Origin of the sequence: Clostridium muellerianum, from assembly GCF_012926525.1 — a bacterium.
Classification (GTDB): domain Bacteria; phylum Bacillota; class Clostridia; order Clostridiales; family Clostridiaceae; genus Clostridium_AM; species Clostridium_AM muellerianum.
Window position 1 is genome coordinate 92,240 of the sequence record NZ_JABBNI010000004.1, and the last position, 19,862, is coordinate 112,101.

A 19,862-nucleotide genomic window follows, 5' to 3' on the forward strand; every position below is an offset into this window, starting at 1 on the left:
TTTATGTATCCCTCCAAAATTTATTAATCATTTTATATTATAACCCTTTCAGGTAATTATATACATTTAATCTATACATATAAGCTGTTTTGGTGATTTTGATAATGTTTCTGATCCATTCTCTGTAATTACAAGTAAATCTTCTATTCTTACGCCGCCAAATCCTGGTATATATATTCCTGGCTCATCTGTAACTATCATTCCCGGTTTTAATATTTCAGTGCTTCTATATCCAACAGAAGGTGCTTCATGAATTTGTCTTCCTACTCCGTGACCAAGTCCATGTCCAAAATAATCTCCATAACCTTTTTCTCTTATATAACCTCTTGCAGTTTCATCTACATCAATAGCAGATACTCCCGGTTTATAAGCCTTTAAAGCTCTTTCTTGTGCTTCTAACACTGTATTATATACTTTTATCATTTTTTCTGAAGGTTCTCCAATAACTATGGTCCTTGTCATATCAGAACAATATTCTCTATAAATACAGCCATAATCAAGAGTTAAAAATTCACCTTTATTAACAACTTTCTCTGTAGCTTGACCATGAGGTAAACTTGATCTAACACCGGATGCCACAATTGAAGGAAATGATAAATCTGTAGCACCTAATTTTTTCATATAAAATTCAAGTTCAAGACCTATTTCTCTCTCTGTCATTCCAACCTTTATAAACTTAAGCATATGATCAAAAGCCTTATCTGCAATTTCAGCTGCCTTTTTTATTAACTTCAATTCAGATTCATCCTTTATAACCCTAATCTGCTCAACCATTCCTTTCATTGGAACCAATTCACACTGAACTTTAGATTTGTAAAGATTATAAGTAGCAAATGAAAGTACATCTTCTTCAAATCCAAGAGTTTTAATATTATTATTTTTAACTAACTCTCCTAAAAAATCCTGAAAAGAAGTGCCTTTGTTATATTCTATAACTTCATAATCTTTAACTTGCTGTTTTGCTTGCTCTGTAAATCTTGAATCTGTAATAAAAAATGTTTTATCCTTAGTTATAACTGAAAAACTTTCATCTCCAGTAAAACCACTTAAATAATTTCTGTTGTAATCTCCTACAAGTAAAACAGCATCCATGCTTTTTGCATTCATTAATTTTCTAAGTTCCCCTATTCTTTTTTTAAACATATTTAACTCCCCTTTAAAATTAAAATAAAATAAAAAAAAATATAATATATTACTAATTTACCTAAAATTTTTAATAATTATTCATTTGTTTTTTTCTATATAAAATTGAAACTTTTTATAATACAATGAGCCTTAGTGGACAATGTTATTTTATCAAAACTTGTGATTATTTGCAAATACTATTAGCTTCTTTTGTACTTACATTTTGGGTACTATTTAAAAATAATACGGCGCAAGGGTGCAGTGAAAGTTTGTATTTATCGCTACTTTATAATGAACAGTTGATTTTTATACACCATGCATTCAATGCGGACTCCGCCTAAAAAGTTGTGTCACATTATACTTAATATATTGAAATTTCATTTTTATTTCTGAACTTTCATATTTATTTGGGTCATTATCCCGTCTCCAATGCCTTTTTCTATATACAATTTTTTAATATCCGTAGACATATTTTTATTTTGTATTTTTTTGAACACATCTGTTGTTTTTAGAACATCCCAATTGTTCTTAACTTCAATTTCTGTCACTTCGGAACTTTTCTTATTATTAAATTTTATTTCTTCTATTCCTTGTTCATCCTGCAAAAATCTTACAATATCACTGCATTCAATACTTCTAGAATCTGCCTCTTTACTTTTTTCTATCTGTTCTAAATTACTTAATTTTGTGTTATATTTAAACTTCTGCCTAATAAAAAAATAATTATAAAATAAAAATACTATAAAAAAAGTAATACAAATAACTAATATAACTTTATATTTTTCTTCTTTATTCATACTAATCTATGTCCCCCTTCTGTCATTTTTGTTGTAGTGTTATTTGACTCAAATTATCTTTATTATTACAGGAAACATGAACATATTTTATATTAAATTTATTACTATTTTCAACTTTCTTTATAAGTGCTATAAAATCTACTTGTTCCAAATTAAATTTAATATCTACACTTTTATTTTCTACACATACACTTTTGAATTTACCTGTTTCATAAATACTTTCTTCAAATTTAAAAAACGAATCTAATGTTTGATTATTCTTATTATATAATTTTCTTTTTTCATCATGCTCTGCTTTTAATGAAATAGTTTTTTCATTAATTTTTTCATTTATATCCCTTATACTATTTTTGTTTAACATAATCATATCGACAAGCATTAAATCCATAGTAAAAAATATAATTATAAATATCTTTAAAAATTTTATTTTTTTTACTTTTATTTTTTTTAAATACCAATCAGGCAAAAAAAATAAGCATTTCAATTATATTACCTCCAACTTATCTTTACATATAGTTCCAAGATCACTACAGTTGTATTTCAATGAAAGCTTTTGTATTAAATCCTCATAAGGCAAATTCAGTAAAAAAATGTTATTTAAATTTTTAAATATACCATTCACCTCACAATTTTCCTTAAATTTATCTATGTTTTCTTGAATACTATCTTTATCAAAACTCTTTATCACACTATTTGCTAATATTTTTCCATTTACGCAAGCTAAAAGATAAAGTTTATATTCATATAAAAAAGTAAAAATATACTCATGTTCCCTTATTAATTTTTTATAATTGTTTAAAATACAAAATTGTATAGGATATATACCCTTTATGCTGCCTCCCTTTTTCACACATTTTTCTATAGCATTATCTTTATCCCAATTTAAACAAAATACAATTACATCTAAGCTTTTGCCATTATCCTTAAACACATCATATGTAAACATTATTTTATCCATATCCATATTTTTAAAACGATATTCAAGTTCGCTCTTAATAACAGAATAAAGTTTTTTCCTCCCTACCTTAGGAACTTCTATAAGCTTTACATATACTTGTTCTCCTTGTACAATAACAAAAATATTTTTATTTCTAAGTTCAACTTTAATATCATCTATATTTTTGACTTTAATCCCTAAGCTCTCTTTCCACTTATTTCCCCTTATTTTATTTATAAAACTTTTTTTCACAATATCTCTATATATAAAACCTTCATCATAAACCTGCAATATACCATTTTTTATCATTTTCATTTACCTCCTTCTTCGAAAATGCAATCTATACAATTATAAAAAATAGAATTATTTTTTACCTTATATTCATATAATTCTTCTCTACAAAATCTACTATTTACATAATACACAACTTCAAAACAGTTTTCTTCCTTATTATATTTAACATATGAATTTTCATATGTTACTACAGGACCTGATAAAGAATTTAAATATTCTTTTAGTCCATCATCTGTTAAATTCGTAACGGTTTTGTATAATAGTTCATCTAATTCAGTAAATATATATTCTTTAACTTTTTGAGTACATTCAGCTTTTAATACACCCTTTTCCATATTTAAATTATTTTCTCTTTTCAAAACTTCTAACTTAAAGCAATTTAAAGCTATAAAAATACATAAAGTAACTATAAATGTTACATATATTAAGATAAACCCTCTTGTTCTTTTTCTCTCTCTATTGGAAAACATCTTTTATACACATTACCTTTCTTGGTTTCTATAGATATATACATTACATGCTTATCCTTTTTTACATTGAAATTTTTAATATTCTTAAGTATATTATTGGGTGTTGAAAAATACTCTGAACCATAACTTATTATTATATCTGAATCTTTATCCTTTCTTATGTAATCAAACCTTCCTTTATTAGATCTTATTACAATTACATTATCACCTTTTATTTTTATATACCTTCCATCATCTATTTCATGCTGAATTATCATAAAAGCTTCATTTATATAAAAGGATTCTCTACTAGAATTTATTTCCTGTCTATGAATCTTCATATATCTCCCCATAACAACTGCTTGAACAGATGTTATAATACCTATTAATGAAATTACTAGCATAAGTTCTATTAACATAAATCCTTTTTTTATATAAACTTTATTCCTTATATGAATTTTATTTTTTATAACTTCCCTTATAAAATCCACACTCCATGATCCTTTCCTTTTTAATTATCTGAGTATAAAGTTTTAAATTAACTTTATATACTTTATCTCCTTCTACCTGCATAATTAAATATGGTTTATCTTTAGGCTTATTTTGTGTAAATAAATCATTTAAATTTCTACCTGTAAAATCATCTAATTTATACTTTGCTATCGGGCAATAGCACTTACCTTGATTTTTTAAACTTTGTATATCACTATAACTAAAATTGTAAATCATATTGTTTTTTATGTACTCCATACATAGTGAATATCTCATTATACTTTCATTGTACTTTTTTAATTTTGATGTTTTTAATTGTATATTTAAGCACACAGCAAATAAAACTGAAAATAAGGTAATAGTACATAACACTTCAATAAGAGTAAATCCCTCTTTCTTCTTTAAAATCAACATAAGCAGTCCCAACACATACTGTTACATAGTGTCTTTTTCCTTTCCTATCCTTAAAAATTATAGTACAAGCATCTCCAGTCATGCCTTTGTTATCTATTTTAATTTCTTTACCTGTTCTTCCTATGCTTAAGGTAAATTTAGCAGGCAACGGCAGTCTATTAACCTCTTCTAAACCACAATTTAAAGTTAAGCACTCTCTATCCACGTTTAAGTATATGTGTCCCCCCTTTCTCTTACTTCTACAATATTCTCTTGAGGTATTAATAAAGTTCACCATTACATTACCAAAAGTTTCAGCCTCTATATCATTCTTCAATGTATTCAAACCTGATAAGCTTAAGAAACTATAACTTAATAATATTGAAATTATAGTAATCACCAACATTAATTCTATTAACATAAATCCCTTTAATTTGTTCTTTCTCATAATTTTACAAACCTTTATTTATATCTATTTTTCTATGTTCTAAGCTTTAGTTTTACAATTTTAAATTATTTTCTAGGAAATATTTGCTGTCCTTCACAATTGACTATACATGTATTGTTACCTGTATTTATTTCTACAGAACAATCCCTACCATCACTCTTATAACCGATATTAATACTTTCACCATCTACAGTAACATTATTAATGGCTTCTACTGAAGTAAGTTCATTTATAGTACTAGTTACATCAGATTCATTAAAATTGCCATCATTATTGCCATAACTAGACATAGCTGCAGTTTGTATTTGTTTTGCAGCACTTACAGCTTTAGCATTTCTAGCTTTTTGTTGATATGCTGAAACTTTAGGTATTAAAACTCCCATTAATATTAAAATTATTGTTATAACCAGCATAAGTTCTATTAGTGTAAAACCCTTATGCTTATAAAAATTTTTCATTATTTTATTTCTCCAACACCTTTCTCACTTTAATCTATTGAATCCGTAATATTAAATATAGGAAGAAGAGCCCCTACCACAACTACTCCTATAAAAACAGCTAAAATTAGTATTGTTACTGGTTCTATAAAATTCACCATTTTCTTTAACCTATCTTCAACTTCATATTCAAAAATACTTGATATTTTAAACAACATAGATTCTAAGGTTCCGCAAATTTCTCCAATCCTTATTAAATTTAAAAAAGTAGGATTTCCTATACCTTGCTTTTTAAAAGAAACATATATACTCTCTCCTTTTCTTATATTTCTAATAGAATTTTGAACCTTCTGCTCTAAAACTTTATTTTGTATTGTACTTACACATATATCTAACGCTTTAATTATAGGAATACCTGCAGAAATAAGTAATGCTAAAGATTTGCTAAATTCACTAACCAAAAACTTACTATAGATATTACCTATAATAGGAAAACTTAATTTTAACCTATCAAAATATATTTTTCCTTTAAAAGTTTTACTGAACTTATATAAAATAAACATAGCTATAATTAACACTAAATTTGTAATAAAAAATTTGTCTTTAAAAAATGTAAAAAACCACAAAATTGTAGATGTTAAAATTGGAATATTGCCTCCTGTGCTGGAAAGAATACCTGTAAATTCTGGTACTATTTTCATCATTAAAAAAGTAAGCATTAATATAGATGTAATTAAAACCATGATTGGATATGATAATGCAGCTTTTATTTTATTGAATGTTTTATGTCTTTTTGCGTAATATTCTGATAATTCTTTAAGCACTATTTCTAACTTTCCTGACTCTTCTCCTATTTTAATCATTTGTATCATAAATAAAGGATATATATTAGAAAACTTTTTTATACTTTCATATATTGTTTCCCCTCTTTCTATGTTTCTTTGTACATTATGCATACTTTCCTTTATTACTTCTTTTCTACTTTCGGTACAAACCATATTAAAAACTTCTGATATTTGAAGCCCTGAAGCTATCATTTCACTTAAATTATTACACAATAAACTTATATCTTGAAAGTTAGCTTTTCTAAAAAATATTGTTTTTAATATGTTTTTATCAATCCTATAGTTTAATAAAAAATAATCTTTTTCTCTAAGAACATTATTTAAATCTTTTACACTTTCAGCTCTATATTTTCCACTAACTTTATTTCCCTGCATATTTACAGCTTTATAATTGATAAATATGGTACTTCTCCTTTCTTCTTTTAAAAATTTAATCTCATAAGCTCATCATAAGTTGTTACACCCTTTTTTATAAGCTCTATGCAATTATCTCTCATTGATGTTATGTATTTATTTAAATTAGAATTATCTGCAACTTGGGTATACTTTTTACTTATAATATTGAAGTCTTTTATATCTCTTATATCTATTATTTCATAAACTACTGTTCTGCCTTTATAACCAGTACCTCTGCATTTATAACATCCTGTTCCCTTGTACAATTTTACACTTGAATCTAAATTTAAATATTTTCTTTCACAATCTGATGGGTAATAAGCTTTCCTGCAATAAGGACATATTTTTCTCACTAATCTTTGTGCTATTACTCCAACTAAAGCATCCTCTATAAAATACGAAGGAATTCCCATATCTAATAATCTAAGTGCTGATTCTATTGCACTATTAGTATGCAATGTACTTAAAACTAAGTGTCCAGTTATTGCCGCTCTTATTGCTATATGTGCAGTTTCTTCATCTCTTATTTCTCCTATCATTATTACATCTGGATCTTGTCTCAATATACTTTTAAGTCCTTGTGCAAAAGTAAAACCAATCTTATTATTAACCTTAACTTGATTTATGTTGTCTACAATACATTCTACAGGATCTTCTATACTTGTAATATTGTTTTCCATTTTATTTAAAGTGTTGAGTATAGAATATAAAGTTGTAGTTTTCCCACTTCCAGTAGGTCCTGTTACTAAAATAATTCCATGTGAATTTCTAATCATATTTCTTATAGCTGCAACATCCTTTTCAAAAAAACCTAGAGAATCTAGAACTTTTATATCTTTAGACTTGTATAATATTCTTATGACTATTTTTTCACCTAATATGGTAGGAAGTATAGAAATTCTGAAATCATAATTTTCATTTTCATAAGTATACTTAATTTTACCATCCTGAGGTATTCTTTTTTCTGAAATGTCTATAGAAGCCATTATTTTAAGTCTTGTACAAACAAGAGAATATATATCTTTAGGTATTTTAGTAAAATAGTTTATTATGCCATCTATTCTAAACCTAACTAAAATATCATTCTGAAATGGCTCTAAATGAATATCACTGGCTCTTTCTGATATAGCTGCATTTATTATAGAATTAATAATTTTAACTGCTGGTGCTTCCTGTAAACTTTCATCATTTTTAAATTGGTAATGATTTTTGGTGTTATAAAATTCTTTTTCAGTCTTAATAGTCTTTATAGCTTTTTCCATACTGCATTTGCAATAATAAGTATTTATTGCATTTATTATTATATTTTTGTCTTCATAAAAAAATTTCAATTCTTTATTGCTTATAAATTTCAATTCGTCTTTTAAGAAAATATCTGGTTCTTTATTAATAGCAATATTCAAGCATCCATTGTTTTCTTTAAAAGCTATTAAGCAATTTTCTCTAGCAATGTTTTCTGGTACCCTTTTTACTACTTCATCTTCTATACTAACAGTTTCCAAATGAATATTTTCTAATCGTTCATTTTCCATAGTTAAATTTTCTAAAACCTCCCTTCATAATGTTAACATTTAAAATTATAACCAAGTTATTTGTTTCTAAACAAATTAGTTATATTGAAATTTACAAAAAAATAGACTAACATTTAGCCTTGTTATTTTTAAAGATGCCTAACATTCATCTTTTCCTTTTAATCAAATAAGGTTTAGTACTAAATTAATAGTACTAAACCCTATACTAAAGAAATATTTTAAAGCAAACTTATTTTTAAACCTTACTTAGTTTCACTATAAACACTATAATTTCCTTCTTCAGTAGATATTAAATTTAGTGAACCTTCTTTTCTATCATACATAAATACATCCTTTTTGTTATTTTCTTCAGCATTTTCCATACCACAAAAATATACATTTTCTTGACTATCTACTGCTAAACCTGAGGATATATCTATATTCTTAGGAAAGTCATAAGTAACCCTTTTTAAAGTAAAATCTGCATTTGAAAACATATATAATGCATTTGTCTGACCTTCTTCGCTACCTAAAAAGAAAACTTCTCCATCTTTATATTTTGTAATAGATTTATATATTTCACTTATATTATTACTTATATTTTTACTGATCTTATCTTCTATATTATAATAATATAACTGCTGAGTGTCCCTCTGTCTGCTTAAAATCAAAATGCCATTTTTCATAGCAATAAAATATATACATGTTCCATTTATATCATTTAAATAAACTTCTTCTTTATCCTTATTAAAATCATACACATATATTTTCTGTGAATTCTTTTGCCCCTCTATACTTCCATAATAGATTATTCTATTTTCATCTATCCACTGATAGAGATTTCCAGAAATCAAAACTTCTGATTTTAACTTTAAATATTTATTGTTTTTTATGTCATATACCTTCATTCCTTCTGCACTTTCCAGCGAATTACTTTTAAATGTTCTAAAAGCTAACTTGCTTCCACTGTCACTTAATTTCAAATCTATTGCAGAATAAAAATCTTTTAACTGAGTTCTTTTTCCTGATGCATTTATATCTATAACGTTTTTATTAGAATTCTCACCATTTAATACATTTATAGACTGTGCATAAACTGAACTTTTAATATTATATGACATTTCTCTAATATTATCAGCAGTACCAATAGAATTTAGAGTTTTATCTTGTACTCTAAAAGCATTAAAGCTTCCATTACTGTTTTCAAGCACAGTAACCTCTGAATACTTAGGTATATTATCCACTTCTACTTTTGTATCCTTTTTGGCACTGCATGAAGTAAAAGTTAAACCTATTAAAAATGTAGTGATTAAAATTACAGTTTTAAACCAAAATTTCATTTACAATTCATATTCCCCTTTAAAAGAAACTACTGCAGGACCAGTCATAAAAACTCCATTATCTTTTATTTCTATAAAAAGTTTTCCTCCTGGTACTTGAACTTCTACACTTTCGCCTGTAAATGCCAATCTATTAGAAGCTACCACAGACGCAGAACATCCTGTTCCACAAGCTAAAGTAGGACCTGCTCCTCTCTCCCAAGTCTTTACTTTAATTTTGTTTCTATCTAATACTTCACAAAAATTAACATTTGTTCCTTCTGGAAAAAATTCGAATTTTTCTACAGATCTTCCTTCTTCTATATCGTAATCTTCCAATTTTCCGAATATAACTGTATGAGGAACTCCCATAAACATACTTGTTATATTATACTCTTTATTATTTATTTTTATTCTTTTATTTATAACTTCCTCATCAAACTTTGCAGGTATTTGTTCCACTTTAAAAGAAGGAGCACCCATACTAATAGTTACTTCTTTTATACTGTTGTTTTCTAAGTGCAAAATAGCCTTCTTTACACCATCACCTGTTTCTATTGTTATAGATTCCCCATTAACTATATTTTCATCCCATACATATTTTGCAAAACATCTTATACCGTTTCCACACATAGAAGCATACGAACCGTCTGCGTTCATTATAATCATTTTTATTTGTGCAATTTCACTATCTCTTACTAATAATATTCCATCTGCACCTATTGCAAATTTTCTATCACAAAGCCTTTTAGCTAATTCTCCCTCTTTACCTACAAAACTATTTTTTCTATCATCTATAATTATGAAGTCATTTCCTGTTCCCTGCATTTTAGTAAACTTCACTATAATTACCCACCCTTCTTGTTATAAAATCATTTATAATTTTAATATATTTCTAGTAAATTATCAAAACTTTAAAATAAGTTTACTACTACAAGTTAAATTTATCAATAATTTATTAAAAAGTTGTTTTATTAACATTTTGTATCATTTGCAAGACATTAAATTCTTGCAATTTATTTACTATGTACAAATTATGCACAACCTTTATTTTAAAATTTCAAAATGATATAATACTATAGATATACGAATATGTACAAATTAGCTGATTTAGCTTACAGAAAGGATGATGATGTATGGCCTTAGATGGCATTTTTATACACAGCATAATAGATGAACTAAAAAAATATTTATTAAACGGAAGAGTAGAAAAGATAAATCAACCTGAAAAGGACGAGATAATTCTATCCATAAAGAATGAAAGAAAAACTTATAAACTTTTAATAAGCGCTAGCCCTGTTTATCCTAAAATTCACCTTACTAAATTATCTAAAACGAACCCTATGCAACCTCCTCTGTTCTGCATGGTTTTGAGAAAACATATAACCACTGGAAAATTAATAAATATAAGACAACTAGATGCTGATAGAGTAGTTTTTTTAGATTTTGAAAGCACAGATGAATTAGGTTTTAATAGCATTTATACTCTAGTTATAGAAATTATGGGAAGGCACAGTAATATAACATTGGTTCGCCATAGAGATGAATTTATTATGGATAGTATAAAGCATATTACACCAGAAATAAATACCGTGAGATTTTTATATCCTGGTATCAAATATGTATTTCCACCTAATTCTCCTAAAATAAATCCTTTTAATTATGATATAGAAGAATTTAAAACCTTCATACAAAAAAATAATGTAAAATACGAGAAAAGCTTTTTTTCTAAAGTTTTTACAGGTGTAAGTTCTCAGTTTTCAAATGAACTATTTTATGAATTTACTTCTGAAGAAAGAGAGTTTTCTGAAATTAATTTAGATTATATATATGACTTAACCAAAAAAAACTTTAATAGCATAACCAATGAAAATTACTACTTTGCATCCTATTCACTAAATGGTGCAATGAAAGACTTTTACTGTAAAAAGCTAAGTAGGCTTAAAGATTACAGTGAAAAAACTTACTCATCACCATCAGAACTTTTAGAAGAATTTTACTTTGCTAAAGATAAACATGACAGATTAAATAACAAAAGTTCTGACTTGCAAAAACTTATAAATGTAAATTTAGAAAGATGCTATAAAAAAATAGATATATTAGAAAATAGTCTTAATGAATGCAAAAGTAGAGATACCTATAAAATATATGGTGAAATTTTAACTGCTAATATTTATTCTATAAAAAAAGGTGACCGCATTGCTAAACTTCAAAATTATTACGATGAAAATATGGATTATATAGACATTAAACTAGATGAAAATAAAACTCCGTCTCAAAACATTCAACATTATTTTAAAAAATATAATAAACTTAAGAAAACTGAAGAAGCTGCTAAAATACAGATAGATCTTACAAAAAAAGACGTAGATTATCTACAATCCGTACTGACTAACATAAAGAATTCAGAAGACTATGAAAGCATAGAAGAAATTAAAAGAGAACTAATGGAAACTGGATACCTAAAATTTAAAAAAGCTTCTAACAATAAAAAAGTAAAAGCTTTAAAACCTATGAAATTTATATCTAGTGATGGCATTGAAATATATGTAGGAAAAAATAATTTTCAAAATGATTATTTAACTTTAAAATTTGCAGAGAAAAGGGATATATGGATGCATACTAAAAACATCCCTGGTTCCCATGTAATAGTAAAAAACTTTGGAAATGTACCAGATAAAACTTTAGAAGAAGCTGCTAAGTTAGCTGCCTTCTATAGCAAATCTAAAGATTCTACAAAAGTAGCTGTAGATTACACTGAAGTTAAAAATGTGCATAAACCCAATGGCTCTAAACCTGGAATGGTAATCTATTATACAAACAAAACCATTTTTATAGATCCCGAAAAACCATCTATAGAGCAACTACAATAAGTTTTTAAGATAAAAATAATGCGAAGCAAAGCTTCGCATTATTCTTATTTTGTTGTCTCAAATTCTTTTTGCTTTTCTGGTTTTGGTCCAAAATATTGATAATAGTAGCATTTTATTCTTCCATTATAAAGCTTTCTATTTTTATCAGATTTTAATCCAAAATACTTTTCAAACTCTGAATGAGAAGTTATAGTAAAACATGACCAATCATTTAAACTTTTGAAAACATTACCTAGTTCTCTATAAACCTGCTCTACTTCTCTAGTTTCACCTAATCTTTCACCATAAGGTGGATTGCATATTATAAATCCATATCTTTTCTTTGAACTAAATTCTTTTACGGGAATCTTTTGGAAAGCTATACAATCTGCTACTCCTGCTTTTTCAGCATTTTGTCTAGCAATTCTGATTACACTTCCATCTATATCTGAAGCTAATATTTTGACTTCCTTGTTATTTATAGCATTTCTAGCAAACTTCCTACTTTCTTCCCATATCTTTTCGGGTATTATATTCCATTTTTCACAAACAAAATTTCTATTTAGTCCAGGTGCTATATTTTTACCTATAAGAGCAGCTTCAATAGCTATTGTACCTGATCCACACATAGGATCTGCAAGAATCCTAGAGGGCTCCCACTTACTTAAAAGCACCAAAGCTGCAGCTAATGTTTCTTTCATAGGAGCTCCGCCTGCAAGCGCTCTATATCCCCTTTTGTGTAGTCCTGAACCTGATGTATCCACTGTCAATGTAACTATGTCTTTAAGAATTGCAACTTCTATTTTATACTCTGCTCCATCTTCACTAAATTGTTCTATATTGTATTCTCTTTTCATAGCCTCTACCACTGCTTTTTTTACTATAGACTGACAATCAGGCACACTAAATAATGTAGATTTTACAGATTTACCAACTACATGCATAAAAGCATCTATAGGCATAAACTTTCCCCAATCTACTGCTAAAGTACCCTGGAATAATTCTTCAAAACTTTCCGCTTTAAATTCTGACATTTGTATCAATACTCTATCTGCAGTTCTAAGCCACATATTACAAGTTACTATATCTCTTTCATCACCCTCAAAGGTTACTTTTCCATTTTCTACTTTTAAATCATAGTATCCAAGTTCCTTTAATTCCTTTGCCACTACAGCTTCTAATCCAAAAGTGGCTGTAGCAATTAATGTATAATTCATTTTATTCCTCCAAGTACATTTATTTTATCCGATGGCTACCCCCTTAATTCACTTACTTCTATCAAAGTAGGAGCTAACAGTAGCTACACCTTTAGATAATTCATCAAACCTCACTAAGTAAGATTTATTGATAGTTTACTATTTACACTAATAGACTTATGTCAACATAATTATACTCATATTTAGTAAATTTTAAAAGTACTATTTAGGTATCCGAAAGAAAATAACAAAGCTAATATGCGACAGATACTTTTTGTAATACAAAAATACCGAACCCTCAGATAGTTTATTCTATCTAAGGGTTCGGACCATGCAGTAGTACAAAAAACAAACTATCATTTGACCTTGTTATTTTTTTGAAGATGCCTTAACTGCTGCGTCAATTCCATGAGCTAATCCTTGCGCTAATTTGTTTTCATAATCATCAGAGCATAACAATTGGTCTTCCTGGGGATTAGATAAAAAACCCATTTCTATTAAAATTACAGGTACCTTAGACCAATTAAAACCTGTCATGTCATTTCTTTGTACAACACCTCTATTATTCATACCTACTTCAGATACTAAAGTATTTAAAACTGTTTTCCCATAATACATACTTTTCTCATTTATGCTTTTAGTATTTTCATTTATAGGTTCGGGTACAAGCATTGATGCTCCATTAGCACTACTACTATCACTTGAATCAGCATGTATTCTTATAACTAAATCTGCATTTTCCTTATTTCCTATTTCTGCTCTCTCTACATTACCTAAACTTTGAGAGTCCTCAGTTTTAGTCATTTTCACTATGTATCCTTCTTTTTCTAATAAAGCTTTTAATTTCATTGATACTTTCATGTTTACACTATATTCTGGGGTCTTAGTAACTACACCTTCAGCTCCTCCACCATCCTTTATTTTCATTTCCGCTGAACCAGGGGATATGGGTTCTTTTTCCAAATTAGACTTATTAGCATGTCCAGGATCTACTACTATTACCTTTTGCTTTACACTTGGAGTGTTATTTACATCTGAAGTAGCGTTTTTAGCTTTTTCATCATTCTTATTTACATTAGTTTTATTATTGGTACTTACTTTAGTTTGCTTAGTATCTACCTTTTTTTCCACCGCTGCTGCCTCTTTTTTACTTTTTATTGCTGAACTATGTAATTGAAACGCAAATATTGAAATTAGAATAACTACTATTAATCCAGCTGCAAAACCTAATTTTTTTTTCATTATCTTATTTCCCCCTAAAAAAATTTGTGCCAGATAACTGTAAAATTCACAGTTATCTGGCTTCTATTATACTACAGCCTTATCCGGCTGAGATTGTAAATCAATTTTTAGATCATCTTTTTCAGTTGCGCTTACATCAGGTAATATTAAGTTTAATATTACTCCTACTAAAGTAGCTAATGCTACCCCTGCTATTTCCACATCTGATCCATTAAATTTAAATTTAACTGCTGCTCCACCTATTCCTATTACTATAATAACTGAAGACAATATTAAATTTTTCTTTTTACTAAAATCTATTTTATCTTCTACAAATACTCTAAATCCCGATGAAGCTATTATACCAAAGAGTAATATACTTACACCACCCATAACAGGAAGTGGCATATTTTCAATTACAGCTGCTACAGGTCCTATAAATGAAAGTATTATTGCTATTATTGCAGCTCCACCTATTACCCAAACACTATATACCTTTGTTATAGCCATAACTCCTATATTTTCTCCATATGTTGTATTAGGAGGACCTCCAACAAATCCAGCAAACATAGTAGCCACACCATCACCTAGAATTGATCTATGAAGACCCGGCTCTTTAGTAAAGTCTCTTCCTACTACATTATTTGTAACATATACATGTCCTATGTGCTCTGCTAATGTTACAAAAGACACTGGAGCCATAAGCATCATAGCATTTAAATTAAATTTAGGCGTCATAAATGGAGGAAGTCTAAATAATTTTGCAGTTACTATTGCTTCCATTGCCTTATGAGGAATAATTCCTAAACACAATGCTGATATATATCCTACTATAATTGCTATAAGTATTGGTATTACTCCTAAAAAACCCTTAAAATACATACTTCCAATTATACCCACACCTAATGTAATCATGGATACTGTAATCCATGCCCATCTTGGCACACTTTGAAGTGATGCATCTGTATAAGTTGAATTTAAACCTGCCCAATTTATAGCAGTTGCTGCTAGTCCCAAACCTATAACAATAACTATAGATCCTACTACTACTGGTGGTAATGCTTTGTTAAGCCACTCTATTCCACAAAACTTGATTATAATGGCTACAATAATATAAACCATACCTGCTGCTAAAACTCCTGAAAGCATAGCTTCTGGTCCATAATTCTTTGAAGCTACCATCATAGGTGCTATAAATGCAAAGGATGAACCAATATACGCTGGAAGCTTAGCTTTAGTACAAATTATATATAAAAGTGTACCTATTCCACTACAGAAAAGAGCAATAGATGGACTCATTCCTGTAATAATAGGAACAAGTATTGTAGCACCAACCATAGCAAAAAGATGTTGAAAACTCAAAGGAATAGTAACTCCTATAGGCAATCTTTCCTCAACATCTACAAAATTTTTCATTTAATTTCCTCCTTTTTTAGCCTCACTGGACTAATTTAAAATTATAATTAACTTAAATGATTACTTACATTCTTATTATTCTTTAATTTTTACAATGTCAACTCCATCCATTTCAGAAATTTCCACTGACACTACCTCATCTCTAGAAGTCGGTATATTTTTTCCAACATAGTCAGACCTTATTGGAAGTTCTCTATGCCCCCTATCTATTAATACTGCAAGTTGTATTACCTTAGGTCTTCCTGCATGTATAACAGCATCAATAGCAGCTCTAACTGTTCTTCCTGTATATATTACATCATCTACTAATATTACTTTTTTACCTTCTACATCAATTAAATCTATATCCTTTATTTTAGGTTGATCATATAAATCAGTTAAATCATCTCTATAAAGAGTAATATCAACGCTTTCTACAGGAACTTTTATGCCTTCAATCTGTTCTATTATTTTTGAAATTCTTTGAGCTATAGGATATCCTCTTCTTTTTATGCCTACAAGAATAATATCCTCTACTCCCTTATTTTTTTCTATTATTTCATGAGATATTCTAGTTAAAGTTCTTTTTATACCTTTATCATCTAAAACAACTGCTTTAATATTCATAAAAATTCCCTCCTCATTACATAAAAAAGCTCATGATTGTGATCATGAGCGCACTTATATACATACAGATTTGCCTTATGACCTCACAGGATCACATTAAAGGTACATTATTAAATTATATCTTTAACTATGATACCACAGTATTTTTTTTATTTCAATTCATTTTTTAAAATATTTAATATTTTTTTAAAGTATTCTGGTAAATCTGATGTAAATTCAATATATTCATTAGTACTAGGATGTATAAAACCTAATTTTTTAGCATGAAGCATTTGCCCATTCAAATTAAATCTCTGTTTTTTATATCCGTAAACTGGATCACCAATTAAAGGATGTCCTATATGAGCCATATGTACTCTTATTTGATGAGTCCTACCAGTTTCCAACACACATTCCACAAGAGTAGCATTTTTAAATCTTTCTAATACTTTATAGTGAGTTACTGCATCTTTACCATTTTTAACTACTGCTATTTTTATTCTTTCTACTGGATGTCTTCCTAAAGGTGCATCTATAGTACCTTCATCTTTTTTTAAAATTCCTTCTACCAAAGCTATATAAGATCTTGTCATAGAATGATCTTTAAGCTGCTCTGCTAACTTATTATGTGCTCTGTCATTTTTAGCTACTACTAATACACCAGAAGTATCTTTATCTATCCTATGTACTATACCTGGTCTTGTTACTCCATTTATACCTGATAAATCTTTACAATGATTTAAAAGAGCATTGACTAACGTTCCCGTATAAACACCTGAAGCTGGATGTACTACCATACCCTGAGGCTTATTTACTACAATTACATCACTATCTTCATAAACTATATCAAGAGGTATGTCCTCAGGTTCTATATCTAATCCTACAGGATCAGGTATACTGATATGTACTATATCCTTTAGCTTTAATTTGTAATTGCTCTTTTTTAAAATTCCATTTACTTTTATCTGAGATTTTTCTATAAGACCTTGTATGTATGATCTGGATTTATCCTCCATCTCTCCTGATAAAAATACGTCCAATCTAATATTTTCTGAACTTTCATCTATAATAAATTCTCTAGTTTCCATATTTATCTTCCTTTATTAAATAAATTGCTAATAGTATAGTTCCCAGTACTACTAAAGTATCAGCTATATTAAAAGTAGGAAAATAATATATATCCTTATAGTGTACTGTTATAAAATCTACTACATATTTATAAAAGATTCTGTCTATTAAATTTCCTACAGCCCCACTTATTATTAATGCTAAACTTATCCTTAATATTTTAGAGGTTGGCTTATATTTTACAATGTAATAAATTATACTTAACATAACAATAGACGTAACTATACTTAAAAGCATTACCTTATTTTGCAGAATACCAAATGCAGCTCCTCTATTCTCTAAATAAAAAAAGCCGAAAAAATCTTTTATTATAACCACTCCAGATGTTTGTGATAGTTCCTTAAGAGCCCATAGTTTAGTGATTCTATCTAATATTAATCCCAGGATTATTATTAAAAATTCCATTTGCATCCCCCCTTTAAAATTTAGCAAAAGTTAACAGGAGCCTTTAATGCCTCCTGCTAACTTTCCCCAACTTAACTATTATGGTAGTTGATTTTTATACTGTTCATTGCTTATTTTTTCTATTGGCTCTACATATTCCACATCTTCATCAGTATATACATCTAGTACATTTTTTATCCTATTAATTCTTCCTACATCTTGATAACTATCTTCTGCATCATAACCTACTTGATCTATCCTATTACCATAATCATTGTATCCATAACCAAAAGGATAACCAGGTTCTTGTTTTTCTATAGGTGTATTCCTTTTTTCATCTGAATAAGAATTACTAATCCATTTTTGACATTTCACACAATGATCTGTATAAGGAATAAATTCTAATCTTTCTTCTTTTATATCCTTGCCACATATACTGCACTTTCCATAAGTTCCCTTATCTATATTTGCAAGTGAATTATCTATTTTTTTTATAATAGCTACTTCGTTGCCCTTAAATGCCAATCCTCTTTCTTTATCAAAAATTTCAGTAGCAATATCTGAAGGATGATTATCATAGAAAGATAACTCTGACGATAATTCAGCGTTGGAATTAATAGTTTCATTTTCCTCCATCTGCTTTAGTAATTTATATACTCTCTTTTTCTCCAATTCTAACTTTCTTCTGAAATATTCCAATCTTTCATTATTCATAACCCCAGAACTCCTTTCTCATTATAGAGTAAAAATAACCTATTTTTATTTTTACTAAAAATATTTTATTTATTCTAAGGTTATGGAAATAATTATACAATGAAATTAATTTTGTAAAATTGTTTCCAACTTTTTTATCTTACAAATTATATCTTTAACACTATCTATAGATACCGTTTGTGTAGCATCTGATATAGAATTATCAGGATTTACATGGCTTTCTATTATAAGTCCATCTGCTCCTGCAGCTACTGCTGCAAAACTCATGGCAGCAACAAGTTCTCTCCGCCCTGTGCCGTGACTTGGATCTACAATAACTGGAATTCTATATTTTTGTTTTACTACTGCTACACTATTTAAATCTAAAGTATTTCTTGTATAATTCTCAAATGTCCTTATGCCTCTTTCACATAATACCACATTAAAGTTGCCTTCCATCATAATATATTCAGCCGCATTCACCCATTCATTTATAGTGGCACTAAGTCCTCTTTTCAGAAGCACTGGCATTCCCGATTTTCCTACTTCCCTAAGCAAGGTGTAGTTATACATATTTCTGGAACCTATTTGCAACATATCCGCATATTTAATAACTTCGTCTAAATCTCTTGCATCCATAACTTCTGTAACTACAGGTAGATTAACTTCCATTCCAACCTCTTTTAATATTTTCAATCCTTCATATTGAAGTCCCTGAAAGTCATAAGGAGATGTTCTCGGTTTAAAAGCACCTCCTCTTAAAATATGTACCCCTAAAAGTTTTAGATTCCTTGCTATATCAATCATTATATCTGGGCTTTCTACAGAACATGGTCCAGATATAATAACTTTTTCTTTTCCGCCAAAAAACACATCTTTAACTTTAACTTTTATATTATCATTATTATTTTTATCAACCAATAACTTTTTCATGCAAAATTCAC

22 protein-coding genes are annotated in these 19,862 nt (G+C 28.1%); 1 reads left to right on the forward strand and 21 read right to left on the reverse strand.

Features of this window, described 5'->3' with window-relative positions:
- Positions 1-66: 66 nt before the first annotated feature.
- From HBE96_RS01460 to dapF, 13 genes are all read right to left on the reverse strand, one after another.
- On the reverse strand, positions 67-1,143 hold the full coding sequence (locus HBE96_RS01460; RefSeq protein WP_169295997.1) for a M24 family metallopeptidase: 1,077 nt from the start codon (positions 1,141-1,143) through the stop codon (positions 67-69).
- 365 nt (positions 1,144-1,508) lie between these two features.
- A complete protein-coding gene (locus HBE96_RS01465; RefSeq protein WP_169295998.1) occupies positions 1,509-1,922 on the reverse strand; it encodes a hypothetical protein in 414 nt (137 codons plus the stop codon).
- 22 nt (positions 1,923-1,944) lie between these two features.
- Positions 1,945-2,406 (reverse strand): hypothetical protein, encoded by a 462-nt coding sequence (locus HBE96_RS01470; RefSeq protein ID WP_169295999.1) that lies wholly within the window; start codon positions 2,404-2,406, stop codon positions 1,945-1,947.
- A complete protein-coding gene (locus HBE96_RS01475; RefSeq protein ID WP_206154787.1) occupies positions 2,407-3,168 on the reverse strand; it encodes a hypothetical protein in 762 nt (253 codons plus the stop codon). It abuts the gene before it with no gap.
- 2 nt (positions 3,169-3,170) lie between these two features.
- A complete protein-coding gene (locus HBE96_RS01480) occupies positions 3,171-3,512 on the reverse strand; it encodes a hypothetical protein (protein ID WP_169296000.1) in 342 nt (113 codons plus the stop codon).
- Positions 3,513-3,577: 65 nt separating this feature from the next.
- Positions 3,578-4,093 carry a competence type IV pilus minor pilin ComGF gene (locus tag HBE96_RS01485; RefSeq protein WP_342590144.1) on the reverse strand — a complete coding sequence of 172 codons (516 nt, stop codon included), beginning with the start codon at positions 4,091-4,093 and terminating at the stop codon, positions 3,578-3,580.
- Complete coding sequence (locus HBE96_RS01490) at positions 4,062-4,508, reverse strand: prepilin-type N-terminal cleavage/methylation domain-containing protein (RefSeq protein WP_243186794.1); 447 nt, start codon at positions 4,506-4,508, stop codon at positions 4,062-4,064. Before HBE96_RS01490 ends, HBE96_RS01485 begins: the two co-directional genes overlap by 32 nt.
- Complete coding sequence (locus HBE96_RS01495; RefSeq protein WP_169296002.1) at positions 4,468-4,935, reverse strand: prepilin-type N-terminal cleavage/methylation domain-containing protein; 468 nt, start codon at positions 4,933-4,935, stop codon at positions 4,468-4,470. The genes HBE96_RS01490 and HBE96_RS01495 overlap by 41 nt, the downstream gene beginning before the upstream one ends.
- 65 nt (positions 4,936-5,000) lie before the next feature.
- On the reverse strand, positions 5,001-5,393 hold the full coding sequence (locus tag HBE96_RS01500) for a type II secretion system protein (protein ID WP_169296003.1): 393 nt from the start codon (positions 5,391-5,393) through the stop codon (positions 5,001-5,003).
- Between the two features lie 29 nt (positions 5,394-5,422).
- Positions 5,423-6,592 (reverse strand): type II secretion system F family protein, encoded by a 1,170-nt coding sequence (locus tag HBE96_RS01505; protein ID WP_243186795.1) that lies wholly within the window; start codon positions 6,590-6,592, stop codon positions 5,423-5,425.
- Between the two features lie 47 nt (positions 6,593-6,639).
- Positions 6,640-8,145, reverse strand: coding sequence for a GspE/PulE family protein (locus tag HBE96_RS01510; protein WP_169296004.1), 1,506 nt, complete (start codon positions 8,143-8,145; stop codon positions 6,640-6,642).
- A gap of 242 nt (positions 8,146-8,387) precedes the next feature.
- Positions 8,388-9,464, reverse strand: a complete 1,077-nt coding sequence (locus HBE96_RS01515) for a hypothetical protein (RefSeq protein ID WP_169296005.1) — start codon at positions 9,462-9,464, stop codon at positions 8,388-8,390.
- A complete protein-coding gene (gene dapF / locus HBE96_RS01520; RefSeq protein WP_169296006.1) occupies positions 9,465-10,286 on the reverse strand; it encodes a diaminopimelate epimerase in 822 nt (273 codons plus the stop codon).
- Between the two features lie 293 nt (positions 10,287-10,579).
- On the opposite strand from dapF, the gene HBE96_RS01525 reads away from it, so the two are divergent.
- Positions 10,580-12,316: an Rqc2 family fibronectin-binding protein gene (locus HBE96_RS01525; protein WP_169296007.1), complete on the forward strand. Its 1,737-nt coding sequence runs from the start codon at positions 10,580-10,582 to the stop codon at positions 12,314-12,316.
- A gap of 44 nt (positions 12,317-12,360) precedes the next feature.
- Here HBE96_RS01525 and HBE96_RS01530 read toward each other — a convergent pair whose 3' ends face one another.
- The 8 genes from HBE96_RS01530 to aroF form a co-directional block, all read right to left on the reverse strand.
- Positions 12,361-13,512, reverse strand: a complete 1,152-nt coding sequence (locus tag HBE96_RS01530) for a THUMP domain-containing class I SAM-dependent RNA methyltransferase (protein WP_169296008.1) — start codon at positions 13,510-13,512, stop codon at positions 12,361-12,363.
- Between the two features lie 348 nt (positions 13,513-13,860).
- On the reverse strand, positions 13,861-14,733 hold the full coding sequence (locus tag HBE96_RS01535) for an N-acetylmuramoyl-L-alanine amidase family protein (protein WP_169296009.1): 873 nt from the start codon (positions 14,731-14,733) through the stop codon (positions 13,861-13,863).
- 66 nt (positions 14,734-14,799) lie between these two features.
- Positions 14,800-16,128, reverse strand: a complete 1,329-nt coding sequence (gene uraA, locus HBE96_RS01540) for a uracil permease (RefSeq protein WP_169296010.1) — start codon at positions 16,126-16,128, stop codon at positions 14,800-14,802.
- A gap of 75 nt (positions 16,129-16,203) precedes the next feature.
- The gene (pyrR, locus tag HBE96_RS01545; RefSeq protein WP_169296011.1) at positions 16,204-16,734 is read right to left on the reverse strand and encodes a bifunctional pyr operon transcriptional regulator/uracil phosphoribosyltransferase PyrR; all 531 of its coding nucleotides are present in this window, start codon (positions 16,732-16,734) and stop codon (positions 16,204-16,206) included.
- Between the two features lie 149 nt (positions 16,735-16,883).
- On the reverse strand, positions 16,884-17,801 hold the full coding sequence (locus HBE96_RS01550) for an RluA family pseudouridine synthase (protein ID WP_169296012.1): 918 nt from the start codon (positions 17,799-17,801) through the stop codon (positions 16,884-16,886).
- Entirely contained in the window at positions 17,791-18,246 is a 456-nt protein-coding gene (gene lspA / locus HBE96_RS01555; RefSeq protein WP_169296013.1) for a signal peptidase II, read from the reverse strand. Before lspA ends, HBE96_RS01550 begins: the two co-directional genes overlap by 11 nt.
- Before the next feature lie 78 nt (positions 18,247-18,324).
- On the reverse strand, positions 18,325-18,939 hold the full coding sequence (locus HBE96_RS01560; protein ID WP_169296014.1) for a TraR/DksA C4-type zinc finger protein: 615 nt from the start codon (positions 18,937-18,939) through the stop codon (positions 18,325-18,327).
- A 105-nt stretch (positions 18,940-19,044) separates the two neighbouring features.
- A complete protein-coding gene (gene aroF, locus HBE96_RS01565; RefSeq protein WP_169296015.1) occupies positions 19,045-19,851 on the reverse strand; it encodes a 3-deoxy-7-phosphoheptulonate synthase in 807 nt (268 codons plus the stop codon).
- Positions 19,852-19,862 lie beyond the last annotated feature (11 nt).